27 protein-coding genes and 1 tRNA gene are annotated in these 26,658 nt (G+C 75.5%); 12 read left to right on the top strand and 16 right to left on the bottom strand.

Features of this window, described 5'->3' with window-relative positions; genetic code table 11:
- Positions 1-69: 69 nt before the first annotated feature.
- Together WCD74_RS02485 and WCD74_RS29905 are read right to left on the bottom strand one after the other, a co-directional pair.
- Positions 70-630: a hypothetical protein gene (locus tag WCD74_RS02485; RefSeq protein WP_337693233.1), complete on the bottom strand. Its 561-nt coding sequence runs from the start codon at positions 628-630 to the stop codon at positions 70-72.
- Positions 627-983: a thermonuclease family protein gene (locus WCD74_RS29905; protein ID WP_373696021.1), complete on the bottom strand. Its 357-nt coding sequence runs from the start codon at positions 981-983 to the stop codon at positions 627-629. Before WCD74_RS29905 ends, WCD74_RS02485 begins: the two co-directional genes overlap by 4 nt.
- Before the next feature lie 274 nt (positions 984-1,257).
- On the opposite strand from WCD74_RS29905, the gene WCD74_RS02480 reads away from it, so the two are divergent.
- From WCD74_RS02480 to WCD74_RS02470, 3 genes are all read left to right on the top strand, one after another.
- Positions 1,258-2,538 carry a hypothetical protein gene (locus WCD74_RS02480; RefSeq protein ID WP_337693232.1) on the top strand — a complete coding sequence of 427 codons (1,281 nt, stop codon included), beginning with the start codon at positions 1,258-1,260 and terminating at the stop codon, positions 2,536-2,538.
- A gap of 99 nt (positions 2,539-2,637) precedes the next feature.
- Positions 2,638-2,898, top strand: coding sequence for a hypothetical protein (locus WCD74_RS02475; protein WP_337693231.1), 261 nt, complete (start codon positions 2,638-2,640; stop codon positions 2,896-2,898).
- Between the two features lie 19 nt (positions 2,899-2,917).
- A complete protein-coding gene (locus WCD74_RS02470; RefSeq protein WP_337693230.1) occupies positions 2,918-3,148 on the top strand; it encodes a hypothetical protein in 231 nt (76 codons plus the stop codon).
- A 193-nt stretch (positions 3,149-3,341) separates the two neighbouring features.
- On the opposite strand, the gene WCD74_RS02465 is transcribed toward WCD74_RS02470, so the two are convergent.
- Positions 3,342-4,535, bottom strand: coding sequence for an adenylate/guanylate cyclase domain-containing protein (locus tag WCD74_RS02465; protein ID WP_337693229.1), 1,194 nt, complete (start codon positions 4,533-4,535; stop codon positions 3,342-3,344).
- A 54-nt stretch (positions 4,536-4,589) separates the two neighbouring features.
- On the opposite strand from WCD74_RS02465, the gene WCD74_RS02460 reads away from it, so the two are divergent.
- Both WCD74_RS02460 and WCD74_RS02455 read left to right on the top strand, forming a co-directional pair.
- Complete coding sequence (locus WCD74_RS02460; protein ID WP_337693228.1) at positions 4,590-5,486, top strand: metallophosphoesterase family protein; 897 nt, start codon at positions 4,590-4,592, stop codon at positions 5,484-5,486.
- Entirely contained in the window at positions 5,483-6,142 is a 660-nt protein-coding gene (locus WCD74_RS02455) for a 4'-phosphopantetheinyl transferase family protein (protein WP_337693227.1), read from the top strand. The genes WCD74_RS02460 and WCD74_RS02455 overlap by 4 nt, the downstream gene beginning before the upstream one ends.
- Here WCD74_RS02455 and WCD74_RS02450 read toward each other — a convergent pair whose 3' ends face one another.
- The 3 genes from WCD74_RS02450 to WCD74_RS02440 form a co-directional block, all read right to left on the bottom strand.
- Complete coding sequence (locus WCD74_RS02450; protein ID WP_337693226.1) at positions 6,143-9,007, bottom strand: hypothetical protein; 2,865 nt, start codon at positions 9,005-9,007, stop codon at positions 6,143-6,145. It lies immediately after the preceding gene.
- The gene (locus WCD74_RS02445) at positions 9,004-10,146 is read right to left on the bottom strand and encodes a metallophosphoesterase family protein (protein WP_337693225.1); all 1,143 of its coding nucleotides are present in this window, start codon (positions 10,144-10,146) and stop codon (positions 9,004-9,006) included. The genes WCD74_RS02450 and WCD74_RS02445 overlap by 4 nt, the downstream gene beginning before the upstream one ends.
- Positions 10,147-10,247: 101 nt before the next feature.
- On the bottom strand, positions 10,248-10,802 hold the full coding sequence (locus tag WCD74_RS02440) for a Uma2 family endonuclease (RefSeq protein WP_337693631.1): 555 nt from the start codon (positions 10,800-10,802) through the stop codon (positions 10,248-10,250).
- A 98-nt stretch (positions 10,803-10,900) separates the two neighbouring features.
- Here WCD74_RS02440 and WCD74_RS02435 point away from each other — a divergent pair, with 98 nt between their 5' ends.
- Complete coding sequence (locus WCD74_RS02435) at positions 10,901-11,698, top strand: enoyl-CoA hydratase/isomerase family protein (protein WP_337693224.1); 798 nt, start codon at positions 10,901-10,903, stop codon at positions 11,696-11,698.
- Between the two features lie 59 nt (positions 11,699-11,757).
- Here WCD74_RS02435 and WCD74_RS02430 read toward each other — a convergent pair whose 3' ends face one another.
- The 4 genes from WCD74_RS02430 to WCD74_RS02415 form a co-directional block, all read right to left on the bottom strand.
- Complete coding sequence (locus WCD74_RS02430) at positions 11,758-13,413, bottom strand: alkaline phosphatase D family protein (RefSeq protein ID WP_337693223.1); 1,656 nt, start codon at positions 13,411-13,413, stop codon at positions 11,758-11,760.
- 14 nt (positions 13,414-13,427) lie between these two features.
- Entirely contained in the window at positions 13,428-14,069 is a 642-nt protein-coding gene (locus tag WCD74_RS02425; RefSeq protein ID WP_337693222.1) for a hypothetical protein, read from the bottom strand.
- Positions 14,070-14,166: 97 nt separating this feature from the next.
- On the bottom strand, positions 14,167-14,307 hold the full coding sequence (locus WCD74_RS02420; protein ID WP_337693221.1) for a hypothetical protein: 141 nt from the start codon (positions 14,305-14,307) through the stop codon (positions 14,167-14,169).
- A 148-nt stretch (positions 14,308-14,455) separates the two neighbouring features.
- Positions 14,456-14,650: a hypothetical protein gene (locus WCD74_RS02415; RefSeq protein ID WP_337693220.1), complete on the bottom strand. Its 195-nt coding sequence runs from the start codon at positions 14,648-14,650 to the stop codon at positions 14,456-14,458.
- Positions 14,651-15,047: 397 nt separating this feature from the next.
- Between WCD74_RS02415 and WCD74_RS02410 the strand changes: the two genes are divergently transcribed.
- Positions 15,048-15,431: a VOC family protein gene (locus tag WCD74_RS02410; protein ID WP_337693219.1), complete on the top strand. Its 384-nt coding sequence runs from the start codon at positions 15,048-15,050 to the stop codon at positions 15,429-15,431.
- 3 nt (positions 15,432-15,434) lie between these two features.
- On the opposite strand, the gene WCD74_RS02405 is transcribed toward WCD74_RS02410, so the two are convergent.
- A tRNA-Ile gene (locus tag WCD74_RS02405) sits at positions 15,435-15,509 on the bottom strand.
- Positions 15,510-15,755: 246 nt separating this feature from the next.
- Between WCD74_RS02405 and WCD74_RS02400 the strand changes: the two genes are divergently transcribed.
- The 3 genes from WCD74_RS02400 to WCD74_RS02390 all read left to right on the top strand — a co-directional run bounded on the left by WCD74_RS02400 (position 15,756) and on the right by WCD74_RS02390 (position 18,622).
- Positions 15,756-16,067: a hypothetical protein gene (locus tag WCD74_RS02400; protein ID WP_337693218.1), complete on the top strand. Its 312-nt coding sequence runs from the start codon at positions 15,756-15,758 to the stop codon at positions 16,065-16,067.
- Positions 16,068-16,432: 365 nt separating this feature from the next.
- Positions 16,433-17,173, top strand: a complete 741-nt coding sequence (locus WCD74_RS02395) for an AraC family transcriptional regulator (RefSeq protein ID WP_337693217.1) — start codon at positions 16,433-16,435, stop codon at positions 17,171-17,173.
- A 36-nt stretch (positions 17,174-17,209) separates the two neighbouring features.
- The gene (locus WCD74_RS02390; protein WP_337693216.1) at positions 17,210-18,622 is read left to right on the top strand and encodes an AMP-binding protein; all 1,413 of its coding nucleotides are present in this window, start codon (positions 17,210-17,212) and stop codon (positions 18,620-18,622) included.
- Here WCD74_RS02390 and WCD74_RS02385 read toward each other — a convergent pair.
- The 5 genes from WCD74_RS02385 to WCD74_RS02365 form a co-directional block, all read right to left on the bottom strand.
- The gene (locus WCD74_RS02385) at positions 18,582-20,108 is read right to left on the bottom strand and encodes a putative bifunctional diguanylate cyclase/phosphodiesterase (protein ID WP_337693215.1); all 1,527 of its coding nucleotides are present in this window, start codon (positions 20,106-20,108) and stop codon (positions 18,582-18,584) included. The two genes, WCD74_RS02390 and WCD74_RS02385, sit on opposite strands and share 41 nt — an antisense overlap.
- A complete protein-coding gene (locus WCD74_RS02380) occupies positions 20,089-20,469 on the bottom strand; it encodes a DUF7793 family protein (protein WP_337693214.1) in 381 nt (126 codons plus the stop codon). Before WCD74_RS02380 ends, WCD74_RS02385 begins: the two co-directional genes overlap by 20 nt.
- Before the next feature lie 58 nt (positions 20,470-20,527).
- Positions 20,528-20,815 (bottom strand): hypothetical protein, encoded by a 288-nt coding sequence (locus WCD74_RS02375; RefSeq protein WP_337693213.1) that lies wholly within the window; start codon positions 20,813-20,815, stop codon positions 20,528-20,530.
- 65 nt (positions 20,816-20,880) lie between these two features.
- A complete protein-coding gene (locus WCD74_RS02370; protein ID WP_337693212.1) occupies positions 20,881-21,618 on the bottom strand; it encodes an IclR family transcriptional regulator in 738 nt (245 codons plus the stop codon).
- The gene (locus tag WCD74_RS02365) at positions 21,615-23,066 is read right to left on the bottom strand and encodes an APC family permease (RefSeq protein WP_337693211.1); all 1,452 of its coding nucleotides are present in this window, start codon (positions 23,064-23,066) and stop codon (positions 21,615-21,617) included. Before WCD74_RS02365 ends, WCD74_RS02370 begins: the two co-directional genes overlap by 4 nt.
- A gap of 249 nt (positions 23,067-23,315) precedes the next feature.
- On the opposite strand from WCD74_RS02365, the gene WCD74_RS02360 reads away from it, so the two are divergent.
- Entirely contained in the window at positions 23,316-24,752 is a 1,437-nt protein-coding gene (locus WCD74_RS02360) for an APC family permease (protein WP_337693210.1), read from the top strand.
- The gene (locus tag WCD74_RS02355) at positions 24,749-26,656 is read left to right on the top strand and encodes a primary-amine oxidase (protein WP_337693209.1); all 1,908 of its coding nucleotides are present in this window, start codon (positions 24,749-24,751) and stop codon (positions 26,654-26,656) included. The genes WCD74_RS02360 and WCD74_RS02355 overlap by 4 nt, the downstream gene beginning before the upstream one ends.
- Positions 26,657-26,658 lie beyond the last annotated feature (2 nt).

The raw sequence follows: 26,658 nt of genomic DNA, 5'->3' as shown, positions 1-26,658 counted from the left end.
GACGCTAGGTCGATGAGTGCCGTGTGTGGTGCACAGGGATCCTGAGCACCACACACGCCACCAACCGACCTAGCACGGCCGCCAGGTCTTCCCGCCCGGCGCGTAGCACCGCGGACCCGTGTAGCCCGGGTAGGCGCCTGCTCCGGAGCTCGAGCTCCCCGAGGTGCCGGACGACGAGCTCGCCGCCCTCCGCGTGGCTGCGGCCTCCGCGTCAGTACGGCGCTGCTCGGCCCGTGCAGCAGCCGCGGCGCGGCGCTGCTCCTCGCGGGCGGCGGCCTCGGCCCGTCGTGCGTCGGCCTCGGCACGGGCCCGCGACTCGGCGTCGGCCTTCAGTCGGCTCTCCTCGGCGACCCGGGCCGCCTCCGCCTGGGCGCGGGCGGTCGTCGCCCGGTCCGCCCACGCGGGCCCGCTCGAACGCATGGTGGTCTCCGCCCGGGCCGCCCGGTCCCGGAGGCTGCGGCGCTGGTCGGGCGTGAAGGCGGTCCACGACGGGCCGATGTGCGGGAGGTCGAACCATCGCGCCACACCGGCCGCGACGCCGGCCGCCCCCGCGAGCCGCGCCGCCTCGGCGTCCATGGCTTCGGGTGTCGAGGGCAGGGGGCCGGAGACCGTCGCCTCGACGGTGCTCACCCGTCCCGGCAGGGTGCAGGCGACGGCGGCCGAGTACAACCCGGCCTGCGCCGTCTCGGCTTCGCGCTGGGCCTCGAGGACCTCGTCGTAGAAACGGTCGTTCGGGGGTACTCGACCGCCACGCCGAGCCCCTGCCGCGCCATCTCGGCGTTGACGAGTACGTCGCCCTTCTCGACCCCTGCCAGGACACGGCCGTACCGGTCGAACCTGTCCTCGTCGTAGGTGAGCGTGACGACGTCACCTGGGGCAAGCAGCGAAGCCAGGTGCGCGGAGGCCTCGGGACCGAGGCATTCCACGGCGCCTCCCAGCGCAGCCAGGCCGATCGCCGCTGCGATCAGAACGGGCACCGCCATGTCGTCCTCCGTCGAGACCTCTCCTTGGAGGAAGGTCGCGGCGCAGACGGAGCAGGAGCGGGATGTCGCCCGCGGATGCAGCTTCGGTCTCGGGCCACCGCGCAGCGTCACCCGAACGCGCACGTTGCGTAGCTTCGTGGCCCAGCACTCGCCGGTCGTCGCTCCAAACCGACCGCTGACCGCCCTTCATGTCCTGTCGGGTGACACTCGGCCGGACGAACGGTGCACTGCTCAGCAGCTCATCCGGTGACCGGGCGGGGAGGAGCGCTGAGGTGTGAGTACTCACCTCGCGATGGTGGGGGCACGCACGACCTTCGCCCCCCGCCTCGACCTCGCCGGCGGACGCATCGTCGGGTTCACCGCGACCCCGCCCGAGCGCTGGCCGGGACTGCGGTCCTCCGACGAGTCGGCGGAACCCTACGGGGACCAGGTGCAGCGCGCGGTCGCGACGGTGCTGACCGCCGCCCGGGCCGCGGGGACCTCCCCGGTCACGGTCCACCTCCCGGTCCCGGCCGACGTCGTCGCGCACGCGCCGCACCGCCTGCGGGCGGTCCGCCCCGCGATGCTGCACGGTGACGGCCGCAGCGCCGGGGTCGGCCTGCTGCTCGGCGCGCGGACGCGCTCCGCGTCGACCGGCGCCCTGGCCGACGGCATCGCCGAGGCCCGCCGCGACGGGTTCTCGATCACCCTGCCCGCGTGCGGGTTCGCCCCCGCCGAGATCGTCCGGCTCGCCCCCGACGAACTGGTGCTCGACGGCGCCTGCCTCGCGGGCGTTCGGACCGGCGACCCGGCGGCCCTGGCCACCCTGGAGGCCGCGGCCACCCTCGCCCGGGCCACCGACCTCGTGCTCGTGGCCGACGGGGTCCGCGAGGAGGCCGAGCTGCGCGACCTGCGCGCCCGCGGGATCGCGGTCGCCTCCGGTCCGGTGCTCGCGGCCGAGCAGCACAGCGCCCTGCCGGCGGAGGTCGTCCTCGCGCCGGGCCTGTCCTCACGCCTGCGGGACACCGCCCCGACGCCGGTCGAGGTACCCGACCCGCCGTCGGGACGCGAGATCACCCTCGCCGACGTCGCGCGCCCCGCGACCGTCCTCGCCGACTCCGTGACCGGCGACGAGGTCCGCACCGCGCTCGCGGAGGACCCGGAGTGCGCCGGCGTGGTACTGGTCGACGGGTCCGGCCGCGCCACGGGCTACGTCGACCGGAACCGGTTCCTGCTGACGATCGCGAGTCCGTACGGCCGGGCGGTGTTCGCGCACCGGGCGGCGGAGCGCCTCGCCGAGGCTCCCCGCGTGCGGCCGACGACGACGAGCGCCCGCGACGCGGTCCGCGACCAGCTCGACGGGGACCCGGCCCGGCGCTACGACGACACCGTGCTCGCCGAGCCGGACGGCCGCACGGTGCGGATCGCGCGCTTCTCCGACCTGGTGCGCGCGCTCGACCCGGCCGCCCCGCCGCCCGCTCCGGCCGCTCCGTCCGCCGCGCCCACCGAGGGCGCCCGGCGGGGCCGGCACCGCCTCGTCGGCCTCCGGCCGCGCGCGACGGCGTCCGCCCACTGACGGCACGGCCTGCTCCGGACGACCGCTGAGCGCGCCGATCGACCGCTCCTCGCGGATGCAGTGAGTGACATCCATGTACTTTGCGTAGCGTCCAGGCTCGTGAACGATCGGCACCGAACGAGTGAGCAGGCGCGGGTCGCCGCCCGCTCGGTGCTCGCCAACCTCGAGTCCCTGGACGGCCTGGCCGCGGACCGCCGCGCGCAGGTCGTCGCCCTCGCCGAGCAGCTGGTGCGCGGCCATCTCGACCGCGCGGCGACGCTGTGGACCGCCGCCCAGCTCCGGGCGCTGCTCGACACCAGCCGCGGCCTCGCGGCGCGGACGGTCGTCTCCTGGCTGGACGACCTCTGCCTGGCCGCCTGACGCCTCTAGACTCGTGACCATGGTGGAACGCCTCGCGGCGCGGCTCGGGACGACGCCGATGCGCCTGCTCCTCGTCGGCTGGGCACTCAGCGCCGTGCTCCTGCTGGCCGGCCTCGCGCTGGTGCTCACGGGAGCGTCACCGGCCGTGGGCTTCGTGCTGTTCGTGCTCGGGGTGATCACGACGATGGTCGTGGCGGTCAACCTCATGCGCCTCCGGGCCGGCGAGCACGCGCGCAAGCCCTCGAAGTAGCACTCCACCGGGTGAACTCATGTGGTGATCGAGGGTTCTCGCTGGACGAAACAGTGGTCCGTGCCTCACTGTTCTCGCACCGACGGACGGTTGGTGTCGGTGTTCGGGGAACGCCGACTGCCCGGGTCGGCGGCGGTCGCTGGGGAGCGGACCGCCGCCGACCCCGGCACCTCGTCGTCGGCCCGCGTACCGGTCAGGACACGGCGGTGACCCGGTAGAGGCGCTGCGCCCCCCGGATGCCCTTGAACCGCCGCGGCGCCGCCACGCGCCAGCGGAACTCCCCGGCCGACCCCTCCTCGCCGAGCCGGGCGACGACGGCGTCGTGCACGGCGGCGGTGACCACCACCTGCCCGGGGCGCGCCGTCGTCGTGACGCGGGACGCGAGGTTGACCGGCGGGCCGAACCAGTCGCCGGCGTGCGGGACCCCGATCCCGCTGGCCACCCCGACGCGCACATCCGGGCGGCCGTCGTCGGCGTCGGCCCAGCGGCGCGCGAGCTCGACGGCCGCCCGCACCAGCGCCGTGGTGTCCGAGGACACCAGCATCACCGCGTCGCCGATCGTCTTGGCCAGGCGCACCGGACGCACCGCGACGTCGGTCGCGCACGCTGAGAGCAGCTCGGCCACCTCGGAGAGCTCCACCGCCGACACGTTCTCACCGAGGTCGGTGAACCCGACCAGGTCCGCGAAGCACACCGACACCTCCTGCGCCCCCTGCAGGCGCCCCGCCGAGGACTCCTCCACCGCGACCGCGTGCGACCGGATGCGGTCGGCGAGGGCCACCGAGACCAGGTGGGTGAGGTGCAGCAGGTCGTGCTCGGCGATCCGGCGGGCCTCGAGGGCATAGCGCAGCGCCAGCTCCGGCTCCGGCTCGCCGGCCGCGAGCAGGGCCTCGCCGAGCAGGCCGCCCAGGGCGTCGGCCATGTTCAGCACGCCGCGCCCGATCGCGCGGACCACCGGCATCATCTCGTCGTCGGTGAACCCCAGGGCGCGGTAGCGCTCGATGCGCTCCGCGATCTCGGCGTCCTCGTCGGTGTAGATCTCCTCCTCGGGGTCGGCCGACACCGGCCGGCCGAGGGCCCGGAACCACTTCGAGACGACGTCGGGGTCCTGCCCGGTGTGCTCGCAGATCCCCGACATCGACCAGCCGTCCTCGGGGGAGAGCGTGCGCTCGATGAGCAGCAGGCCGAGCCGGTCGCGCTCGATCGCCTCCCGCATCGTCTCGATCCCGACCCCGTCGGCCGCGAGCGTCGACAGCACCTCGACCCGCACGCGGCGGTCGTCCCCGGCCAGTCCCTCGAGGAGCCCGGCGCGGTCGTAGTCGGTCTCCGCCATCGCCGACCGCAGGCGCTGCGGGATCGGCAGGGACGTCAGGTGACGCGGGGGCACGACGACATCATGACGAATCCCGGTCCGGGCGGCGCGCCACTAGAGTGGGACCCGATGGCTCCCAGCCTGCTCGCGACCAGCGACCTCCACGTCAACCGCAGCGAGAACCAGGACGTGGTGCGCGACATGCACCCGACCGACCCCGGCGACTGGCTGATCGTCGCGGGCGACGTCGCCGACAACGTCGCCGACATCCGCTGGGCGCTCTCCCTGCTCGCGGAGCGCTTCGCCCGGGTGATCTGGGTCCCGGGCAACCACGACCTCTGGACACCGCCCGGGGACGACGTCCAGCTCGTCGGCCCGGCGCGCTACGCCCACCTGGTGGAGGTCTGCCGCTCCCTCGGCGTGTTCACCCCCGAGGACGAGTGGCCGATGTGGGGCGACGTACTCGTGTGCCCGATGTTCCTGCTCTACGACTACTCGTGGCGGGTCCGGCCGGACATGGTGCCGATGTCCGACGAGGAGGCGCTCGCGACCGCCCGCGAGGCCGGGGTCGTCTGCACCGACGAGTTCCTCATGGCCTCCCGGCCGCACGCCGGCCCGGCCGCGTGGTGCGCCGAACGCCTGGCCGAGACCCGACGCCGCCTCGCGGAGCGGCCCGCCGGGATGTCGACGGTGCTGATCAACCACTGGCCGCTGACCCAGCTGCCGCTGCAGGTCCTGCGGCACCCGGAGTTCTCGCTGTGGTGCGGGTCGCGGGAGACCGCGCGCTGGCACCTCGAGTACGACGCCGCGGCCGTGGTCTACGGGCACCTCCACCTCCCGCGCACCACGTGGGAGGACGGGGTCCGCTTCGAGGAGGTGTCCGTCGGCTACCCGCGCGAGTGGCAGCACCACGACCTCGTCCGGGGCCCGCTGCGCCGCATCCTCCCCGCGCCCGAGCCGCAGGAGCCCGACCCCTTCACCGCGTGGGCCCGCGAGCGCGGGGCGCGCTGGGAGTCCGTGCGATGAACCCCCTCGCCGGCGTGCTGCCGGCCTCGGTGGTCACCGTGGTCCGGTTCGACGACGACGCCGCGGAGCCGCTGCACCCCGACGAGGAGCCCGCCGTCGCGCAGGCCGTGGCGACCCGCCGGGCGGAGTTCACCACCGGCCGGGCCTGCGCCCGCGCGGCCCTGGCCGGGCTGGGGGCTCCCGCGGCGTCGGTGCCGGTGGGGGAGAAGCGTTCCCCGGTGTGGCCGGACGGCGTGGTCGGGTCGATCACCCACACCAAGGGCTTCCGCGGGGCGGCGGTCGCGTGGTCGGCGGCGGTCCGCTCGGTGGGCGTCGACGCGGAGCAGCACGACGTGCTGCCCGAGGGCGTGCTCGAGGCGGTGTCGTCGCCGGAGGAGCGGGCGGTCCTCGCGGCGCTCGCCGCGCAGCGCCCCGACGTGCACTGGGACCGGCTGCTCTTCTCGGCCAAGGAGTCGGTCTACAAGACCTGGTTCCCGCTCACCGGGCGCTGGCTGGGCTTCGAGGAGGCGGTCCTGACGCCGGGTGCGGACGGCACCTTCCACGCGCGGCTGCTCGTGCCCGGCCCGGTCGTCGACGGCACCGAGCGCACGGCGTTCACCGGACGCTGGACGGTGTCCGACGGGTTCGTGCTCACCGCCATCGCGCTCGAGGCCTGATCAGCCGACCTCGGACCACCGCGCCGGCGCCTCGTCGCCGTCCTCGTTCCCGTCCACGGCCGGCTCGGGAGGCGGTGCGGGGACGGCCTCCGGCGGCGGGTAGGACGGGTCCAGCGTGACCGTGCTCGCCGCCCCGATCCCGCGGTAGCGCGCCGGGGTGCAGGTGAGCACCACGACCTGGTGCGACGAGCCCGCGGCCGCCGCGCCGAACACCGCGGCCAGCCGCTCGAGCCGGGCCGGGTCGGAGTGCCCCAGCGCGTCGTCGATCAGCACCGGGACACCGTCCTCGGCGTCGACGAGCGCCGCCACCGCCAGCCGGGCGCACAGCCCGAGCTGTTCCTTCGCCCCCGTGGACAGCGCGTCGAACGGGACGGTGACGCCGTTCAGCGTGCGCGTGACGATCCGCAGTGACGGGTCGACCTCGAGGGTCAGCGACGGGCCGAACACGATCCGGGCGAGGCGTTCGACCTCGCGGCGGAACGGGGCGACGTAGGCGCGCCGGACCTCGTCGCGGCGCCGGGCCAGCGTCTCGTGCAGCCGGACCGCCGCGGCCGCCCGGCGCGTCACGGCGGCGTGGGTGCGCTCGGCCGCGGCCAGCTCGGACCGGGCCGCGGCCAGCCGGTCGTGGCGGCCCTCGCCGCCCGCGACCTGCAGGCGCCCCGTGACCTCGGCGCGCTGCCGGTCGACGTCCGCGGTGCGGGCCTGCAGCGACTCCACGGCCCGCTTGGCCGTCGTGTACAGCGCCTCCACCGTGGTCGGGTCGTCGGCGTCCAGGGCCGCGGCGCGCTGCTCGTGGTCGGCCTCGTGGCGCCGCGCCCGGGCGAGTGCCTCGGTCGCGGCGGCGGCGAGGGCGTCGTCGGGCTGCTCGGCGCGGGCGTCCGCCAGCTCCGCGGCCCGCCGGTCGGCCTCGCTGCGGGCGACCGCGAGCGCGGTCCGCGCCGCCGCGACCTCGGTGCCCGCCGCGGACACGGCCTCGTCCGTGCGGCGCCATGCCTCCTCGGCCTCGCGCGCGGCCCGGTGGGCCGCGTCGGCGGCGTCCAGGGTGCGGACGGCCTCGAGGCGCAGCGGCTCGAGGTCCTCGGGCTCCGGGTCGGCCGCGGCGTCGTCGAGGAGCCCGGCCTCCTCGAACAGGCCCGGCTCGTCGGGGGCCGGGCGGCGGGCCCGGCGGCGGCCGGTGCGCGCGGCGTCGGGATCAGGGCCCGGCGCGGGCTCGGCCGGGAGCCGCTCGACGAGCGCGGCGATGGCGGCGCGGGCGTCGTCGAGGGTGCGGCCGTCCAGCTCGCGGTCGACCACGGCCGCGAGCTCCCGCACGCGGGCGGCGGCCTCGCCGGCCGCCCGCAGGCCGGCCCGGGCGGCGGCCACGTCGGCGACGCCCAGCGTGGTGCACAGGGCGTCGCGGGCGCTGCGGGCGTCGGCCACCCGCCGGCGGGCGGCCACCGCGTCGAGCCCGGGCTGCACGACGACCCGCACCGCGCCGGGGACGCCCACGCTCACCGGGCCCGCCACCGGCAGCGTCGCGGTCTCGTCGGCCGCCACCCGGCGCTCGGCGCCGTCGACGGTCACGGTGGCCCCGGCGTCGAGGCCGATGATCTCGACCGTCGCGGCGCCCGCGGCCAGCTCGGCGTCGGCCCGGACGACGTCGCGGTCGAGCTGCTCGAGGCGCTCCACCGCGGCCGCGTCGGCGCACGGCCCGCCCGCGGCCCGGGCCGCCTCCCGGCGGGCCTCCTCCGCGGTCTCCGCGCGCCGCAGCCGGCCCCGCAGCGCGGCCAGCTCCGCCCGGTCCCGGGCGAGCGTGAGGGCGCCCGCGGCGGCACGCGCGGCCGTGGTCGCGGCGTCGGAGGCGGCCCGCGCGGCGTCGGCGGCCGCGCGGTGCCCGGCGAGGTCGTCCCGGCGGGCGCCGTCGCGGGACTCGAGGGCCGCCAGGTCGTGCTCCGCCCGGGCCGCCGCGTCCTGGGTGCTCGCGGCGGTGGCGACGAGCGCGGCCCGCGCGTCCTGCCGTTCGGTGGCCCGCGCGGCGCGCTCCCGGGCCGCCCCGGCCCGCTCGCCGCTGGTGGCGACCTCCTGCTGCCGGGCCTGCAGACCCGACCACCGGTCCTCCAGCTCGCGCACCCGGTCGGCCTGCGCCCGGCGCTCCTCGGCGAGCCCGGTCGCCTCCCGGTCGAGCTCGGCGCGCCGCTCGACGTCCCGCTCGACCTCGGTGACGGCCGCCGTCGCGCGGTCGACCTCCGCGCGGGCCGCCGTCAGCCGGTCCGCCGCCTCGCGGAGCGGGCCGACGGGCCGCCCGTGGCCGCCGTGGTAGCGGCGCACCTCGGCGAGCGCCCGCTCCACCAGGCCCTCCGCCGCTGCGTCGGCGGCGGGACCGGCGCCCTCGCCGCCCGCCCCGGCGGCGGCCAGGTCGAGCGCGCGGGACAGCGCGTCGTGCCCGCCGAGGTCGGCCTGCCCGAGCGGGGTGTGCTGCTCCACCCGCAGCGCGAGCCACAGGCTGCGGTCCATCGTCTCGTCGAGGATCGCGAGCAGCCGGTCGTGTGCCTCCCGCCCGGCGAGCTGTTCGGGGACCGGGGTGTGCACGGTGAGCTCGGTGAGCCGCCGCCGCAGCCAGCGCTTGCGGTAGACGAGGTGGTAGGGCCCGGTGACGAACTCCGCCTCCACCTCCGGCCCGGCGTCGCGCCCGGCCGGGGCGGCCGCCCGCACCGGTGCGGCCTTCGAGTCGTCGCGGAAGTCGACCAGCAGGTCCAGCGCCGCGACCGTCGAGGTCTTGCCGACCTCGTTCTCGCCCTCGAGCACCGTCACGCCGGACTCGGCGAGCCGGACCTCCCGGTCGTGCACGCCGCGGAAGTCCCGGAGCCGGATGCGGAGCAGCCTCACCGCGTCACCGCCAGGCGGTGCAGCAGGGCGAGCGCGTCCAGCGCCTCCGGATCGGCGGTGTCCCGGGCGGCGTCGGCGAGCTCGCGGGCCGCGTCGGCGGCGAACCCGGTCAGCCCCAGGTCCTCGACGTCCGCGTCGTCCGGGCGCGTCACCACCGCGGCCGCGTCGACCTCGAGCGCGGCGAACACCGGCGCGTGCGCCTCGGCGATCTCGTCGAGCCGCGTCCGCTGCCGCAGCGTCACCGTGCCCTCGACGGCCAGTCGCAGGGCGGTGCGCTCCGGCGCCGCGACCGCGCCCAGCCGGGCGTCGAGCGCCGCGAGGTCCTCGTCGGTGTCGACCACGGCCTCCTCGCGGGCGAACGCCCAGCGGCCGACCCGGACCGGGCGCACCGAGGCGCCGTCGGGCCCGGCGTCGACCACGAGCACGTTGCCGGGGTCGGTCTCCTCGTGCGAGGTGACCTCCGGGGCGCCGGAGTAGGCGATGCGCGGCTCACCGTGCAGCTGCCAGGTCGAGTGCCGGTCGCCCAGCGCCACGTAGTGCACCCGTCCGTCGGCCAGCGCCGCGCGGCACGCCTCGGTGCGGATGACGGCCGGGTCGTGCTCGTCGGGGCTCAGCACATCGACCGCGCCGTGCCCCGCGAGCACCCGGACGACGCCGTCGGGTGCGGGGTCGAGCGCGCGCAGCCGGTCGCCCACGAGGTCGGAGAGCGGGCGCTTCGTGGCCCACGGTGCCGCGACGACCTCGACCCCCGGTGCCACCTCGTAGACCCCGGGGGTGTCGAGCACCGTGACGTGCGGCGGGCAGCGGCGCGCGAAGTCGGCCCGGCGCATCACCAGGGCGGCGTCCGCCGGGTCGTGGTTCCCGGGCAGGAGCAGCACCGGCACGGTGAACGAGCGCAGCGCCTCGCACGCCCGCCCGACCACGTCGGGCCCCACGAGGTTGGACTCGAACACGTCGCCGCACACCACGACGAAGGCGGCCCCCTCGTCGGCGGCGACCCGCCCGAGCGCCACCACCGCGTCCAGCCGGGCCTGCGCGAAGCGCGCCTGCGCCTCCCCGACCGCCTGCCCGACCCGACCGGCACCGAGGAACCGCCGCGTCATGCCCAGCTGCCAGTCGGCGGTGTGGACGAAGCGCATGCTCACCTCCCCGTGCGGACGAACCGTAGGCGCCGCCGCCGGGGGACCTCCCACCGACACCCCGCGACGACCATGATCAGGAGAGCACAGGGGTCCGACAGTCAGCCCAGAGCGTCGAGGTCCAGCGTCACGCCGAGCTGCACCGCCGCCGTCCCGCGGTGCACCGCGACCTGCCGGTAGGCCCCGTCGGCCAGCGCGAACTCGGTCAGCTCCACCGGCGGGCCGGGATCGACCACCAGGTAGGTCGGGATGCCCGCGTCGGCGTACTCGTGGAGCTTGACGATGCGGTCGAGCCGACGGCTGCCCGGGGAGAGGACCTCGATCGCGGCCAGCACCTCGCTCGCCGTCCACCGAGGCACCGTCACGGGGATGTCCGGCCGGACGAGGACGACGTCGGGCGCACGCACGGTCGCCGCGGGCGCGTCCTCGATCACGATCTCGACCTCGGAGAAGGCCTCCCAGCGACCCGCGGCCGCGCCGTCGAACTGCATCGTCAGGCGCTTCGCCACGCGCTGGTGGATCGGGATCGGCTTCGGGGCCACCTGGAGGACTCCTTCGGCGAGCTCGATCTGCCGGCTCGTGTCCTCGGGCAGGGCGTCCCACTCCGCCAGGTCGAGGAGGTGGCCGGGCCAGGACGCGGACAGCGGCAGCGACATGGTCGTCACACTCCCTTCCCGACGGGTCGAGCTCCGCTTCGCTCCGTCTCCCCCGACGCAACCCGATCGTCCCACGGTTCCGTGGCAGGGTTCCCCTCGTGACCTCCCCGATCCGCGTCGAGACCGGCTCCGACCCCGCACTCGCCGTCGTCACGATCGACCACCCGCCGCTGAACCTCTACGACCGCGACCTGCACACGGCCCTCGCCGAGGCCGTGACCCGGCTCGAGACCCAGAAGCCGCGCGGCGCGCTGTTCCGGGCCGAGGGCAAGGTCGTCAGCGGCGGCGTCGACGTCCGCGACTCGTTCCTCCCGATCTTCCAGAACGCGGACGTGGAAGCGGGCACCCGCTACTTCGCCGAGCTCGTGGAGCTGGGGGAGCGGGTGCACCGCCTCCCGTTCCCGACCGTCTTCGCCGCCCACGGCCTCACCCTCACCTGGGCGTTCGAGCTCGCGCTGGCCTGCGACCTCATCATCGCCGCCGAGTCCGCGAGCTTCGGGCTGATCGAGGCGACGGTGGGTCTGACCCCGGCGATGGGCGGCACGCAGCGGCTCGCGCAGCGGGTCGGGCAGGGCCGCGCGAAGTACTTCGTCATGACGGCGGGCCGGTTCGGGGCAGCGGAGATGGAGCGCTGGGGCGGGGTGGACCGGGTCGTTCCCGACGGCGAGCTCGACGCGACCGCGCGCTCGCTCGCGCGCGACCTCGCCGCCGGCCCGACGACGGCCCACGCGGCGACCAAGGAGATCCTCGCGTCGCTGGCCGCGGACGGGCTCGACGTCGCGAACTCCCGGACCGCCGGGATCGCCGGGAAGTTGTTCGCGACCGACGACCTGCGCGGCGCGATGGACTCGTTCGTCGAGCGCGGCCACGGGAAGGCGACGTTCCGAGGTGCCTGACGGCTCATGAGCACTTGTGGCGGCCATGACCGCCACAAGTACTCACGAGGCGGAGCCACCTACGTCAACGGCAGCACGCTCACCGGCTCAAGGCCGCCCTCGCGGGTCGAGCGCTCGAACCGCACGCGGGCCGCCCGGCCGGTGACCTCCAGCGTCGCGATGGAGTTGCCGAAGTACGGCCCGCCGATCGCGTCCCAGTCCACCGGCTCCGGGTCCACGCCCCACCAGCGACCGATGCGGCGGGCGACCCGGGTCATCGGACGCGTCCACCCCGCGGCGAACACGTACTCCATGAACCACGGCACGCTGTTGCGCACCGGCGAGCAGGTCAGCTGGTAGACGTGCGCGCGGCCCGGCGTCGGGAAGGCCGCCCGCGCGGCGTAGCTGTGGTGGACGTCCCCGGAGAGCACGCACACGGTGGCCGGGGCCGCGGACGACGCGGCGGTCCGCTCCACCAGCCGGGCCAGGCGGTCGAACGACGCCCGGAACGCGGGCCAGTGCTCCAGGTCGACGGCCTGGCGGAGCCACTCCGCGGCGCGGCTGCCGCGGGCGGCCGAGAGCTCGTCCATCGTCTGGACCTGGCTGATCGCGGGCGGCATCAACCACGGGATCGACGAGCCGATCAGCACGTGGTCCAGGTCGGGGTCGGTGACCTGGGCCTCGAGCCAGGTGAAGGTGTCGTCGTTGATCATCAGGCGCTCGTCGTCGTTGAGCACCCGCCCGCAGCGCGAGTCGACCATGAGCAGCCGGGTCCCCGAGAGATCCCAGCGGTAGCTCCACCGCACCCCGGACGGCCGGCCCACGGCCTCGTCGGCGCGCGCCGCGAACTCCTCCAGCAGGGGGTAGGCGTCGCCCTCGCAGGCGACCACCTTCTGGTAGAGCTCGTCGTGCTCGAGCGTCTCCGGGTCCATGTTGCCCAGGTGCTGGTAGACCCAGTACGACGCCAGGCCGGCCCGGATCCGCGTCGGCCACCAGTCGAGCTGCGCCATCTCCTCGCGCCAGCGCTGCGAGGTGTTCCAGTCGTCGCGCACGTCGTGGTCGTCGAAGATCATCGCCACCGGCGCCGTCGACAGCAGCCAGCGGACCTCGACGTCCCGCCACGTCTCGGCGTACAGGTGCGCGTACTCGGGGTAGTCCGCGATCTCCGCGCCCGCGCCCTCGTCATCGCCCCGACGCTCACGGATCCACTGCTGCGTGCGCGGCGTCGTCTCGTCGGCGTAGACCTGGTCGCCGAGCAGGCAGATCACGTCCGGCAGCTCGGCGGCGGCCGCGTCGGCGTCCGGCGCCGCGGTCACCCGCCGGAGCAGGCGCGCCGCGTAGGCGTCCAGCGCGTCCACCCCCAGCGTCGCCTCGAGCTCGGCGTCGCCGGTCGGGGGGTAGCGGCAGGAGCCGAACACCACCCGCTGGGTGCGGACCGACGACGCGGCGCGGGTGCGGATCCGCGACGGCGGGAGCCCGTCGAAGGGCCACAGCCGGTGGCCGTCGAGGGCCACGTCGTAGGTGTACGTGGAGTCGGGCTCGAGGTCGCGCACGATCACCAGGGCGTAGTGCTCCCCGCACACGGTGAAGGTGGGCGCGGAGTGCGCGCCGCCGTCCCCGCCGTCGAGGCGCACCTCCACCGTGCCCGGCCGGTCCACCTCGACCCACACGAGAGCGGTCGTCGTCCCGACGTGGCGCAGGAGGGGCCCGAGCACGAGCACGGAGCTGTCGGTCACGCCGACAGCCTGCCTCACCCGCGGTCGGTCAGCTCGTGCAGTCGGCGCTGGACGTCGTCGAGGCGGGCCTGCAGCAGCGCCACCTCGGCGGCGAGCAGCGGGATCTCCGCCTCGGGCGGGAGGTCCGGGGACGACCCGGCGTCGGGGGCGCCCTCCAGCGGTGCGAGCGGGGCCAGGAAGGAGCGCTCGGTGCCCTCGTCGACGGTCACCGGGACGCCGGCGAGGCGCCCGAGCCGGTCGAGCGACAGCACCGCGCGGCGCCCGGCGCACTCCCGGCACACGGCCTCGAGGCGTCGCCAGCCGACGATGCCGCCGCCGACGTCGTCGAGGGCCGCGGCCGTCCGCCCGCAGCGGCAGCGGCCGACGCGCACCGCGCGCACGGTCTGGCGCTGGTAGCGCAGCCCCAGCTCGTAGGAGACGTAGCGCCCGGAGGCGAGGACCTCCAGCAGGACGCTGCGTTCGTACTGCTCGTCGCAGGCCAGCGCGCGGGCCTGGTCGGCGGAGTGGAAGCAGTAGAACCCGCAGTCGCACCACGTCGACGGGCAGCGGTGCCGCGGCGACTGCACGCAGACCGCCTCGGCCACCGTGCCGTAGACCTGGCTGCGCCCGAGGGCGACGCCGTTGAAGCCGACCGTGGTTCCGTCCGCGGACAGCATCGGGTAGGCGATCTTCCACCCCGGCAGGGCGGGGCGGGTGCCCGGCGCCTCCTCGGGCCGGGCGTGCCCGCGAGCCCGCCAGGACGACGGGGGCAGCTCAGCTCCCGGAGACGACGGGGTCCGGCGTCGGCTGCGCCGCGTCCACGGTCTCGACCGGCTCCGGTGCCTCCACCTCGGCGGGCACGGGGGCGGGCGGGTCCTCGGCGATCCCGGCGGTGAGTCGACGGCCCAGGCGCATGTCTGCCTCCTCGAGGTGGGACTGCTCCGATGGTCGGCCGCCGATGTGCCGATGTCCAGCGCTGACCCCGGATCGCTACGGAACACGGACCCGGCCCGGACCCCAGGGGAGGAGATCCGGGCCGGGTCGTGCCCCGCGGCGGTGCGGGCTACTCGGCGGCCTCGAGCCCCAGGTCGTCGAGGACGGCGCCGACCTCGGCCTCGGTGTCGGCGACGGTCTGGTCGAGGTACTCGGCGATCGGCGTGACCTCGGCGGCGTTCGCGGCCGGCGCGGCCACGCCGAGGGCGAGGGCCGGGCCGAAGAGGACGGCGAAGCCGAGGCGCAGGGAGCGGGTGCTGGGCATGGGGGTCCTTCCCGAAGGGACGGTGGGTCCTGCTCTGTCCGACACCGCGGACGGTGTCGATCGGGGCAACGAGACCCCTCGGGGACGAACACGGCGTGACGGGCACACGTAACACGAAGATCATCGTCAAACGTGTCGAATCCGCCGTCACCAGCGGTTGCGCCCCAGGTGGGTGCGGGTGCGGGCCCCTGCCACCCGTCCGGGCGATCGGTGATCTCGTGCTGATCTGTCCGCAACGTCCCGGTCACGCGCTACGGTCGCCACGCGCCCCCGACGGGCCCGACCGGGAAGGAGTCCGCTCGACACCCCCGCGCGGCCCGCGGGCGCAGGTCTCTCCCGGACGGCGGGTGTCGTCGCGCGTGCCCTCCCCGGTCGTCCACGACCGAGGAGAACCGTCATGTCCCGCTTCAACCACACCATCGTCGCCGCGCGCGACGCGGCGACCTCCGCCGCCTTCTACCGCCGCCTGCTCGAGGCGGACGAGGCCCCGTCGTGGGGGCCGTTCGTCAACATCGCCCTGGACGACGGCGTGCTGTTCCAGTTCGCCGCGCTGCCGCCGGACGCGTTCGGAGAGATCCAGCCCCAGCACTACGCCTTCCTCGTCGACGACGAGCTCTTCGACCGTGCCGTGGCCCGCATCCGGGCCGACGGGCGCGACCACTGGGCCGACCCGCAGCGCACCCGCCCCGGGGAGACCAACACCGAGCACGGCGGGCGCGGGGTCTATCTGCTCGACCCGGTCGGCCACTACCTGGAGCTGATCACCCGGCCGTACCTGTGAGGGTGGGGCAGGTCGGGCTCGAACCGACGACCTGACGGATTATGAGTCCGCTGCTCTGACCAGCTGAGCTACTGCCCCCCGCGCGCCGTCACCCGCGCGACGACACCGCGTGCGGGAGCCTAGTGGAGCCCGTCGGGCGGGTCCCGACGGTCCGCCCGTCGGACCCTCTGCCTCCGCCGACACACGTTCGGGTGTTCCCGGGCCTGTCGCGGTCGACCTTCCCCGGACCGGCTCGTTGGTCCGCAAGGATGGCGCAACGCCGCGTCCGGCCGTGTGTCGCTACACACGATCACGGCGAAGCGGCATCCGTGCCATCATCCGGGCATGATCACGTCGGCCACGGCCACGGGCAGCGACGAGGCCCGGGATCAAGTCCCCGCCGCGGACGGCCGTCGAGAGGGCATGACCGTCTCGACCGAGCACATCGCCGTCCCCAGCTCCCGCGAGCCGGCGTCCGGGCCCTTCCCGGCCGTCACCCCCGGCGTTCCCGGCGCGGTCGCCGCCCTCAAGCGCGCCATGGCCGACGGGACCGTCCACCACCACGGCACCGCCCCCACGGCCGCGGTCGTGCGGGTGTGGGCCGGTGGCGGGGACCCGGCCGCCCAGCAGGAGGCCTGCGCCGACTGCATCGGCTGACCGGACGGGCGCCGACGGCGGCGCCCCGACCGCTCCACTGGACTCGCGCGTCCGCGACGCCGCGACCGGGCGACATCCCCGGACCCGGCTCGCCCACCGGGCCGCACGAGCCCGGAGGAGCCGATGTCCGCCACCGTCGATACTGCGACCGGCCCCTGGCAGCCGCAGTTCTCCACCACCGACCCCGGCCGCGCCGCCGACGTCATCCGGGACAGCTACAGCATCTCCCGCGGCGTCAAGATGCCGGCGCGACCCGAGAGGTTCTCCTTCGCGCAGGAGATGCACCAGGGCCACGGCTTGTCGTGGGGGCGCTTCCGGTGTCCGGCGCCCATCAGCTACGGCGGCCCGCAGGCGGCGTCTACTGCGTGGACCGGGTCTACCGGGGGCGGGTCGGGTTCCGTACCCGCCGTGTCGACCTGCGCGCCGTCGCGGGCGAGGTCTTCCTCGTCCCGCCCGACGACCCGTGGGAGGCCGCGACCGACGACGTCGACGTCTCCGGGCTCATGCTCGACCGCGACCGGTTCACGCAGTACGCGGCGGCCCTGCGCGGCACCGACGGGGCGGACGTCACCTTCACCGGGCTCGAGCCGGTCTCGCCCGCCGCCGCCCGCTTCTGGGACGCCACCGTGGCCCACGTGCGGGAGAGCGTCCTCGGCGACACGGTCGGCCGGGACTCCCCGCTCGTGCAGGGGGAGGCGTTCCGCATGCTCGCCGCCACCCTCCTCACGACCTTCCCCAACACCGCCCTGGCCGGGGACGCGGCGCCCGTCGGACGGGTCGAGCCGGCCGTGGTGCGGCGCGCCGCGCAGTACATGGACGAGCACGCCCGGGACGACATCGGGCTCGACGACGTCGCGGCGGCGGCCCGGGTGTCCCCGCGCGCGCTGCAGCTCGCGTTCCGACGGCACCGCGACACGACCCCGCTGGAGTACCTGCGGCGCGTCCGCATGGCGGGGGCGCACCAAGACCTCCAGGCGGGCGACCCCACCCGCGGGGACACGGTCGCGGCGATCGCGGCCCGGTGGGGCTTCGGCAGCGCGGGCCGGTTCTCCGGCGACTACCGGCGACTGCACGGCTGCCATCCCCGCGACACCCTGCGTCGCTGACCCGCGCCGACCCGGCCCGTGGGGCACGCTCGGGGCGTGACCGACGCGCCCGAGTTCACGCCCCTGTCCGTGCGGTTGCGGGAGCTGGCCGCCGAGGCCCCGGACGCGCCCGCGGTCTCCGACGGCGAGGACGTCCTCACCCGCGCGGAGCTCGACCGCCGCACCACCCAGGTGGCGCGCACCCTCGCCGCGCGGGGCGTGACGCGCGGCGACCTCGTCGCGATCGCGCTGCCGAACACCGTGCACCACGTGATCGCGAGCGTCGCCGCGTGGAAGCTGGGCGCGGTGCCGCTGCCGCTGCCGGCGCGGCAACCCGCCGCCGAACGCGACGCGATCCTCGCGGTCGGGGCCCCCGCCGTCGTCGTGGACCGGCCGCTGGAGCCGGACCCGGACGACGCGCCGCTGCCCGACGTCGTGGGCCCGTCCTGGAAGGCGCCGACCTCCGGCGGATCGACGGGCACGCCGAAGGTCATCGTGTCGGGTCAGGCCGCCTGCACCGAGCAGGTCCTCGCCCGCGCCGACGGCCTGCGGATCGACCGCGACGGCGTCTTTCTCGCGACCGCGCCCCTGCACCACAACGCGCCGTACATGTTCAGCCTCATGGCACTGCTGCAGGGCCACCACGTGGTGCTCATGCAGCGCTTCGACGCCGCCCGCACGCTGGAGCTCGTCGCCGAGCACCGGGTCACGTGGCTCTACCTCGTGCCGACGATGATGGCGCGCATCCTGCGGACCGTGCCCGACGACGCCTGGGGCGACCTGGGCAGCCTGCGCACCGCCCTGCACGTCGGGGCGCCGTGCCCGCCGGAGGTCAAGCGCGGCTGGCTCGCCCGCCTGCCGCGCCCGGAGATCCTCCTCGAGCTCTACTCCGGCACCGAGTCGCAGGCCAGCGCGATGATCGACGGGCGTGACTGGCTCGCCCACCCGGGCTCGGTCGGGCGGGTCACCCGGGGCCACGTCCGGATCACCGACGACGACGGCCGCGTGGTGCCGCCCAGCGTCGTCGGCGAGATCTGGATGCGGCCCGACGGCGGGCCGACCTACCACTACCTCGGCGCCGAGCCCCGGGCCCGCGACGGCTGGGAGTCCCTGGGCGACCTGGGCTCCTTCGACGCCGAGGGCTACCTCCACCTCGCCGACCGGCGCGCGGACATGGTCGTGGTGGGCGGTGCCAACGTGTACCCCGCGGAGGTGGAGGCGGCGCTGCTCGCCCACCTTGCGGTGCGCGACGCGGTGGTCGTGGGCGTGCCCGACCCCGACCTCGGCCGCGCCGTGCACGCGGTGGTCCAGGCGGACCCGTCGTCGGAACCCGCCCTGCGCGCCCACCTCGACGAGCGACTGAGCCGGCACAAGCGGCCGCGGACCTACGCGTTCGTCGACCACCCGCTGCGCGACGACGCGGGGAAGGTCAGGCGTTCCGCGTTCGCAGCTGATCCTCCAGCTCGCTAGCCGGCACCGGCCGGCTCCAGAAGAAACCCTGCCCCAGGCGGCAGCCCAGCGTGCGCAGCGCGTGGGCCTCGCTCTCGGTCTGCACGCCCTCGGCGATCGGGGTCAGGTCGAACGCGTGCGCCATCACCAGGATCGCCGCGGTCACGCGCATCTGCTGGTCATCGGTGTCGAGGTCGCTGACGAGCGACCGGTCGATCTTCACCTCGTCGACGAAGGCGCGCCGCGCGTACCCCAACGACGAGCTGCCGGTGCCGAAGTCGTCGATGGCGACCCCGACCTGGGCCTCGCGCAGCCCCTCCAGCGCCTCGCGGGTGGCCGCGTCCTCCCCGAGCAGGCGGTGCTCGGTGATCTCGAGGGTGACGTCCTGCGGGCGCAGGCCGTGCCGGCGGGTGCGGGCGACGATGCCGTCCACGAACCCGGGCGCCCGCAGCTCGACGGGGGAGACGTTGACGTGGACGGAGAACGGCTGGTCGCCCAGCAGGTCCGCGCGCCACCGCGCGACCTGCGCCGCCGCGGTCTCCAGCACCCACATGTCCAGGGCGGTGATCAGGCCGGTGTCCTCGGCGACCGACAGGAACATGTCCGGCGTGAGGAAACCCCGCTCCGGGTGCCGCCAGCGGGCGAGCGCCTCGACGGCGGCCACGCGCCCGGTCTCCAGGTCGACGATCGGCTGGTAGAGCACCACCAGCTGGCCGGTGGCGAGCGCGGTCCGCAGCTCGTCGGCCAGGCGCGTGCGGGCCTGGGCCTCGCGGCGCATCGCGGGGGCGAACACGCTCACCCCGCCGCGTGCCCGGGACTTGGCGAGGTACATCGCGGTGTCGGCGTCGCGCAGGAAGTTCGCGGTCGACGCCCCGCCGCTGGTACCCAGCCGCACCCCGACGCTGGCGCTCACCCAGCACGAGCGGCCCTGCACGACGACGGGTGCGGCCAGGGCGGTCCGGATGCGCTCGGCGATGTCCAGGGCCTGGTCCGGCGTGGCGTCCTGGACGAGGATCGCGAACTCGTCGCCGCCCAGCCGGGCCACCGTGTCGGTGTCGCGGACCAGCCCGCGCAGGCGCTCGGCGACCGCGACCAGGAGCTCGTCGCCGACCTCGTGGCCGAAGCTGTCGTTGATCGCCTTGAAGCCGTCGAGGTCCAGGACGAGCACCGCGGGCACGGTGCCCGCCTGCTCGACCTGGCGCAGCCGCTGCCCGAGCAGGGTGCGGTTCGCGAGCCCGGTCAGCGGGTCGGAGTGGGCGAGCAGCTCCAGGGCGGCGTGCGCGTCGGCGAGCTCCCGGGTGCGCTCGACGACCCGGCCCTCGAGGTCGTGCGTCAGGCCCTGCAGCTCCTCGGCGAGCATGTTGAGCCCGACGACGATCGCGTCGATCTCGTCGGACTCGTGGGACGGGTCGAGCCGGGCGTCCAGGCGGCCCGCCGCCAGCTCCACGACGAACCCCGCCAGTTCGTCGAGGCGGCGGGCCAGGTCCTCACCCGCGTGCGCCGTCATCGAGCAGCCACGACAGGGCGGCGTCCTCCTCGGTGAAGAACCGGGTCGGGGCCGCCGGCGGATTGACGAACAGCGAGAAGTTGGCGATCGTCCGGTCGACCACCGACCGGCCGAGCATCGCGATGCGGGTCACCGACGACTCCCGGCCGAAGACGGCGCGCGCCTCCCGCGTGGTGGGGGTCTCCGAGCCCACGATGAGCATGGGTCGGCGGGCCTCGCCGTTCAGCTCGTCGACCGCGCGGATCGCGTACTCGGCGATCTCGCCGGTGATGCGCAGCCCGGACCGCCACACCAGCCGCACCACGCCCAGCTCGTCGACGTGGAGCGACGCGAAGTAGCCCACCGCCGGCTCGCTGCTCACGCGTACGATCCTACGGCAACACTGCGCTGAACGGGCTAAAGTTGGACACCCTTTCGGGCTACTCTCGGGTGCGTCGCGCCTCGGCGCCGGTCTCCTCCGCGTACGCGGGGTCGTCGCCGGCCACGCGTCCGACGAACTCGTCCGTGTCCCCGGTGCCGGTCACCGACATCTCGTCCCAGCTCGTGTCGGTGTCGGGGTGCACGCCGCCGGTGGCGCGGCTCGACGCCACGCGCGGGTCGGTGGCGACGTCCTGCTCGGAGGGCTCCCCGGCCACCGGCGGGTCGAGCGGGCCGTCCTCGCCCTGCAGCTTCTTGCCGGCCCGGGTGATCGCGTCCTTGATTCCCATGGTGTGCGGTTACCCGCAGGTGAGCACAGACACCGTGTCCGGACACGGACAAGTGCTCACCTTGGCTACGCCAACAGGGGCGCGAGTTCCACCGCGCACCCCTGCAGCACCTCCACGAGGTCCTCGTTGGGCGCCGCGACCCGGGCGGCGGGGCCGGTCAGGGCGAGGCCCGCGACCAGGCGTCCGTCGCCCGGCGCCCGGACCCCGACGGCGAGGCAGCCGAACTCCGCCCGGAACTCCCCGCACTGCCGCGCGACGCCGCCCGACCGGATCGCGTCGAGCCGGCGCCCCAGCTCGGCCGGGTCGACGACGGTGTGCGGGGTCAGGCGCGCTCCCACGGCCGGGTGCTCGTCGTGCTCGGCCAGCAGCAGCCGCCCGAGCGAGCTCGCGTGCAGGTGCCGGGAGAGCTCGCCGGCGTCGGCGGGCGGGTGGTCCGGGTCGGGGTCGAGGAAGACCAGGCGGTGCCCGGTGTATCCCGCGAGGTGCGCGCCCCACCGCACCCGCCCGCGCAGCCGCTCCATGACCGCCCGCGCCGCGGTCGGCGTGCTCAGCGGGGCGGGGGCGAGGTTCGCGGCCCGCCGCCCGAGGGCGAACCCCCGCAGGTCGGGCAGCCGCACCAGGTACTCCTCGGCCACCAGCAGGTTGAGCAGCCGGTAGGTCGTGGCGGGCGGGATGCGCAGGTCCGCGGAGATGTCCTTGGCGGTCGCACCGATCCCCGCGGCCGCGACCGCTTCCAGGACCGCGAGCGCGCTGCGGACCGCCTGGGGCTGGCGCCCCGTGATCGTGCGCGCCGCGTCGGTCACCGGTGCCGGTCCCCGCCGTGCAGGTCCGCGCCGTGCAGGTCCGAGGCGGTCGTCTCGTCGTAGACGCCCATGCCGTCGAGCTCGGCCGCGTGGGTCCGGCGCAGCACGACCCACCCCGCGACGGCCGCGAGCACGACGATCCCCACGGTCGCCGGGAGCCACGGCCCGGCCGGGGACGCGACGGCGACCACCACGACGGCGGCCAGGGCCGGCACCGCGACGCACGCCGTCACGACGACGCCGGGCGTGAGCTCCCCGATCCGGCGCAGGAAGCGCGGCGCGGCCAGGCAGACCAGCAGGTACGCGACGAGGAACCCCACGGTGGCGACGGCGAGCAGGCCGCCCAGCAGGTCCTGCGGCGCGATCCCCGCCAGGGTCCCGACGACGGGCGGGAGGGCCAGCAGCGGCACGGCCAGCCCCACCGCGGCCGCCGGGGTCTGGTACCGGCGGTGCGTGCGGCCCAGCAGCGCCGGGGCGACGCCCTCCCGGGCAAGCGAGAACAGCACCCGCACCAGCGTGTTCAGCGCGGCCAGCGTGCACGCGCCGAACGAGGCGATGATCCCGGCGTCGATGAGCACCGGCGCCCAGTCGCCGATCACGGCCGCCCCGGGCCCGCCGTCGGGACCGGCCACCGTGAGCGCGGGCAGCACCGCGGGCGCCGCGAGGTGCACCAGCATCGCCACGAGGTAGAGCGCCGCCGCGCCCCCGGCGGTCACGGCGACGGCCCGCGGGACGCTCGCGAACGGCCGCCGCGCCTCGACCCCGAGCGCGGTCGCCGAGTCGAACCCGATGAACGCCGCCACCGCCGGGAGCACCCCGGCCGCGACGCCCGCCGGGCCGCCCGGGGGCAGCGGCGGCACCGGGGCGGACTGGACGCGCACCGCGAGGGCCACCAGGACGACCAGGATCAGCGTGATGGACACGCCCTCGATCACGAGCATGACGCGGCCGGCGAGCCGGACCCCGCGCACCGCGCACGCGGCGATCGCGACACTCAGCAGGAGGACCACCGCGACCCCGACCGCGGTCGTGTCCACCGGCCACAGCCGCTCGACCAGCGCCCGGGCGTACCAGGACGCGCCGACCAGGGCGGCCGCCACCAGCAGCCCGTAGCCCAGCACCATCGCCACCGCGCACGCGTACGCGCCGCCCGGTCCGAGCCCCTTGGCCGTGAAGCTGTAGAGCCCGCCCGCGGCGGCCATGCGCCGCGAGAACACCGCGGTCGACGCCACGACCAGCCCCACCAGCACGGCCGCGATCGCGACCGACCAGGGCGCGTCGCGCCCGGCCGCCGTCGTGACGAGCAGCGGGACGGCGGCCATCGCGCCGGCCGGCGCCGTCGTGGCCACGGACTGCGCGAGGAGGCCCAGCGGGCCGAGCGTGCGGCGCCGCAGCCCCGCCACGGGGGAGCGGGCCCGCAGCCCCGGGATCCCTCGCGTCGCGCGCACCGCCGTACCGTAGAGCGCGGGGATCACGAGCGGAACGGTCCCGAACGAGAAACGGTTCCGGACGATTCCCGTTCGACCGGCGATCGGGCCGCGGCATTCTCCGTTCCGGGAATCCGCAGACCGCCGACGCCCATTCCGCGGGAATGCGTGAACGTTCGGTCCCGCAGTTCCGTACCCGGTCTTGACCCTGCCACCGCCGGATCGTCAGCGTGACCCGCGACATATCCGTCGTCGGTGAGGAGCGCGCCCATGAGCGCACCGTCAGGTCGGTTGTCCGGGTCGTTGGGGGCCGGGGCGATCGTGTTCATGGTCGTCGCGGCGGCGGCCCCGTTGACCGTGATCGCGGGGTCGGTCCCGATCGGCATCGGGGCGGGCAACGGCGCCGCGTTCCCCGCGACCTTCGTGCTCTGCGCGGTCGTGCTGGCGTTCTTCGCGGTCGGCTTCTGCGCGATGAGCCCGCACGTCCCCGACGCCGGGGCCTTCTTCACCTACGTCCGCGCCGGGCTCGGCCGCCCGCTGGGCCTCGGCGCCGCCTTCCTGGCCCTCGCGACGTACGCGGCCGTGCAGGCGGCGGTGTTCGGGTACGTCGGCGCGGCCCTCGACGAGCTGGTGACGTCGTTCGGCGGACCGAGCGTGCCCTGGTGGGCCTGGACGTTCGTCCTGATGGCCCTGGTCGCGGTGCTGGGCTACCGCCACATCGAGCTGTCGAGCAGGGTGCTGGGAGTGCTGCTGGTCGCCGAGATCGCCGTCGTGCTCGTGCTCGACGTCGTCGTCGCGGTCTCCGGCGGCGGCCCGGAGGGGCTCTCGACCGCGTTCCTGCAGCCCGCGCAGATCGGCTCCGGCGCGGTGGGGATCGCGGTGATGTTCGCGATCGCGAGCTTCATCGGGTTCGAGGCGACCGCGGTCTTCCGTGATGAGGCGCGTGACCCGCAGCGCACGATCCCGCGCGCGACCTACCTGGCGCTCGCCGTCGTCGGGGCGTTCTACGCGCTCTCGAGCTGGGCGGTCGTGTCGGCCTGGGGCGACTCCGCGGTCGTCGCGGAGGCGGCCGCGAACCCCGGCACGCTGCTCATCTCCACCGTCACCACCTGGCTCGGCCCGTTCGCGGGCCACGTCGTGACGATCCTGCTCGTGACCAGCCTCTTCGCCGCGATCCTGTCGTTCCACAACGTGGCCGCCCGCTACTGGTACGCCCTGGGCGGGCACCGCGCGCTGCCCGGCGCGTGCGGGCGCACCCACGCGCGGCACGGCTCGCCGCACGTCGCGTCGCTGGCGCAGACCGGCCTGTCTCTCGTGATCATCGCGGTCTGCGTCGTCGCGGGCCTGGACCCGGTGGCGCAGGTGTTCGCCTGGGCCGCGGGCGTCGCGACGCTCGGGCTGCTGGTCCTCATGGTCGTCACGTGCCTGGCCGTGCTGGTGTTCTTCGCCCGCACCGGGGCCGACCGGCGGACCTGGCACACGCGCGTCGCCCCGGTGCTCGGCCTCGTCGGGCTCGCGGTCTGCCTGGTCCTCACGATCGCCAACTTCCCGACCCTGATCGGCGGCTCCACCGGCCTCGCGCTCGCCCTGGGCGCCGTCCTCGCGGTGGTCGCCGTGGCCGGCGTCGTCGTCGGCCTCACCCGCCGCGAGTCCGCCCCCACCCCTGTCCCGTCGACCACCGACCCGTCGCAGAAGGAGCTCGCATGACCGCCACCGTCAGCCGGGTGACCCACCCCCTGGAGATGCCGACCGAGGCCGAGTACGCGGCCGTCCGGGAGGTGCTCGTCGAGGCCGACCTGCTCACCGACCGGGTGCGCTACTGCTTCGCCGACCTGGAGGAACCGCCGAAGGCCGAGGTGCTCGCGTTCACCCCGGGCAGCACGGGCAGGGCGGTCGACCGCCGCTTCCGCGTGGTGCTGCTCGACCTGGACTCCGGCCGCTCGTGGGACACCGTCGTCTCCGCGACGCGTCGCGAGGTCGTCTCCGGCCGGGAGCTGGACCCCGCGCGGGAGGGCCAACCGCCGATCATCGACTCCGAGTTCGAGCCGATGGACGACATCCTGCGCGCCGACGCCCGCTGGACCGACGCCCTCGCCGCCCGCGGCATCGACCCGATGACCGTGCGCGCCGTCCCGCTCTCGGCCGGCGTCTACGACTACCCCGACGAGGTCGGGCGCCGGATGGCCCGCGCGTTCGGCTTCCGGCAGGACGGGCCCGACGACCACCCGTGGGCGCACCCGATCGACGGGCTGGTCGCCTACGTGGACCTCACGCACCGCAGCGTCGACCGCGTGATCGACCAGCAGCACGTCGCGGTCCCCGAGGTGTCCGGCAACTTCCAGGACCCGGCCGTGCAGGGCCCGCCGCTGGACTCGCTCAAGCCGATCGAGATCACCCAGCCCGAGGGCCGCAGCTTCACCGTCGAGGGCAACCACGTCCGCTGGGGCAAGTGGGACCTGCGCTACGGGTTCAACGAGCGCGAGGGCCTGACCCTGCACCAGGTCGCGTTCGACGGCCGGCCGATCGTGCACCGGGCGAGCGTCGCCGAGATGGTCGTGCCCTACGCCGATCCGGCACCGGTGCGGTTCTGGCAGAACTACTTCGACTGCGGCGAGTACATGTTCGCCCGGTACGCGGATTCGCTGCGACTGGGCTGCGACTGCCTCGGCGACATCCACTACACCGACGCGGTGATCGCGGGCGACGACGGGAACCCGCGCACGATCTCGAAGGCGATCTGCATGCACGAGGAGGACTACGGCGTGCTGTGGAAGCACACCGACCTGTTCTTCACGCAGGCCTCGGAGGTGCGCCGGCAGCGTCGCCTGGTCATCTCGTTCTTCGTGCCGATCGGGAACTACGACTACGGCTTCTACTGGTACCTCTACCTCGACGGCACCATCCAGCTCGAGGTCAAGGCGACCGGGATCGTGTTCGCGTCGGCGACGCCGGGGGACTACGCGGCCGAGGTGGCGCCGGGGCTCGGCGCGCCGTACCACCAGCACCTGTTCTGCGCCCGGCTCGACATGACCGTGGACGGCGTGCGCAACGCGGTCGACGAGGTCGAGGCCGAGCGGGTGCCGATGGGGGAGGGCAACCCGTACGGCAACGCGTTCCGGCGGAAGGTCACCCGGCTCGCCAGCGAGGCCGGCGCGCAGCGGGACAACGACGGGTCGGTGGTGCGGACCTGGCACATCGTCAACCCGGAGAAGCGCAACGCCGTCGGGAAGCCCGTGGGCTACGCGCTGCACCCGGAGAACAAGGCGACGCTGCTGGCCGACGAGAACTCGTCGATCCACGCCCGCGCGGGGTTCTCCACCCACAACCTCTGGGTCACGCCGTACCGGCCGGACGAGCGGTATCCGGCGGGCGACTTCGTCAACCAGAACCCCGGGGGCGACGGCCTGCCGCGGTGGACGCAGGCCGACCGGGACGTCGACGGCGAGGACATCGTCGTGTGGCACACCTTCGGCACCACGCACTTCCCGCGCCCCGAGGACTGGCCGGTGATGCCGGTCGAGTACACCGGGTTCACGCTCAAGCCGGTCGGGTTCTTCGACGCGAACCCGGCGCTGGACGTCCCGCCGAATCCGGGGAGGTCCTGCCACTGACC

It is taken from the genome of Actinomycetospora aurantiaca, assembly GCF_037401875.1.
GTDB lineage: Bacteria > Actinomycetota > Actinomycetes > Mycobacteriales > Pseudonocardiaceae > Actinomycetospora > Actinomycetospora aurantiaca.
This window is presented reverse-complemented; position numbering and strand designations above follow the sequence as displayed.

Excerpts from the sequence above, each read along its gene's own strand:
- WCD74_RS29905 (WP_373696021.1), bottom strand. The coding sequence starts at position 983 with ATGGCGGTGCCCGTTCTGATCGCAGCGGCGATCGGCCTGGCTGCGCTG.
- WCD74_RS02470 (WP_337693230.1), top strand. The coding sequence starts at position 2,918 with ATGGTGGAACGCCTCGCGGCGCGGCTCGGGACGACGCCGATGCGCCTG.
- WCD74_RS02460 (WP_337693228.1), top strand. The coding sequence starts at position 4,590 with ATGGCTCCCAGCCTGCTCGCGACCAGCGACCTCCACGTCAACCGCAGC.
- WCD74_RS02455 (WP_337693227.1), top strand. The coding sequence starts at position 5,483 with ATGAACCCCCTCGCCGGCGTGCTGCCGGCCTCGGTGGTCACCGTGGTC.
- WCD74_RS02445 (WP_337693225.1), bottom strand. The coding sequence starts at position 10,146 with ATGCGCTTCGTCCACACCGCCGACTGGCAGCTGGGCATGACGCGGCGG.
- WCD74_RS02440 (WP_337693631.1), bottom strand. The coding sequence starts at position 10,802 with ATGTCGCTGCCGCTGTCCGCGTCCTGGCCCGGCCACCTCCTCGACCTG.
- WCD74_RS02425 (WP_337693222.1), bottom strand. The coding sequence starts at position 14,069 with ATGCTGTCCGCGGACGGAACCACGGTCGGCTTCAACGGCGTCGCCCTC.
- WCD74_RS02420 (WP_337693221.1), bottom strand. The coding sequence starts at position 14,307 with ATGCGCCTGGGCCGTCGACTCACCGCCGGGATCGCCGAGGACCCGCCC.
- WCD74_RS02415 (WP_337693220.1), bottom strand. The coding sequence starts at position 14,650 with ATGCCCAGCACCCGCTCCCTGCGCCTCGGCTTCGCCGTCCTCTTCGGC.
- WCD74_RS02410 (WP_337693219.1), top strand. The coding sequence starts at position 15,048 with ATGTCCCGCTTCAACCACACCATCGTCGCCGCGCGCGACGCGGCGACC.
- WCD74_RS02400 (WP_337693218.1), top strand. The coding sequence starts at position 15,756 with ATGATCACGTCGGCCACGGCCACGGGCAGCGACGAGGCCCGGGATCAA.
- WCD74_RS02385 (WP_337693215.1), bottom strand. The coding sequence starts at position 20,108 with ATGACGGCGCACGCGGGTGAGGACCTGGCCCGCCGCCTCGACGAACTG.
- WCD74_RS02375 (WP_337693213.1), bottom strand. The coding sequence starts at position 20,815 with ATGGGAATCAAGGACGCGATCACCCGGGCCGGCAAGAAGCTGCAGGGC.
- WCD74_RS02360 (WP_337693210.1), top strand. The coding sequence starts at position 23,316 with ATGAGCGCACCGTCAGGTCGGTTGTCCGGGTCGTTGGGGGCCGGGGCG.
- WCD74_RS02355 (WP_337693209.1), top strand. The coding sequence starts at position 24,749 with ATGACCGCCACCGTCAGCCGGGTGACCCACCCCCTGGAGATGCCGACC.